This is a genomic window from Neisseria sp. P0021.S007, assembly GCF_051956855.1.
The window spans coordinates 1-542 of sequence record NZ_JBQCXA010001046.1 but is presented as its reverse complement, the minus strand read 5'-3'; the positions used below and the strand labels follow the sequence as shown (position 1 = coordinate 542).

Annotated in this window: 1 protein-coding gene; it reads right to left on the bottom strand. The window is 52.8% G+C overall.

The annotated features are described in order from the left end of the window. Positions 1-56 precede the first annotated feature (56 nt). Positions 57-542, bottom strand: a 486-nt coding sequence (locus tag ACTHUR_RS17440; RefSeq protein ID WP_440399974.1) for a PfkB family carbohydrate kinase, incomplete at its 5' end; no start/stop codon positions are given.

Below are 542 nucleotides of genomic sequence, written 5' to 3'. Positions count from 1 at the left end.
ATAAACCTAGTCAGGCCATCTGAAAAATACAATCAATTACAATTGGTCTGAACGCATTATTCGTCCCGATACGCCCAGTGGTTGACCGGTCCGTGCCCTGCCCCGATGCCCAAAGGATGGGAAATGGCGGCGGTAATATAGTTTTTTGCCGTTTGAACCGCCTCGGGCACGCTAAACCCTTTTGCCAACTCGGCAGTAATGCAGGCAGAAAACGTGCAGCCCGTGCCATGCGTATGCGGCGTCGGGAAACGTTTGCTGTTCAGCTCGATGGTTTCGTATGGCGTAAACAGCCAGTCGGTGCAATATTCGCTTTGACTGTCGGCAAGATGGCCGCCTTTAATCACCACATTTTTCACGCCCCAATCCTGAAGAATTTTGGCGGCGCGTTCCGCATCTTGGCGGTTTTCAATATTGATACCCGTCAAAGCCTGCGCTTCGGGCAGATTGGGGGTCAATACGTCCGTATGTGGCAGCAGCAGGCGCTTCATGGCTTCGACGGCTGAATTTTCCAACAACGGCGCACCGCCTTTGGCAATCATGAC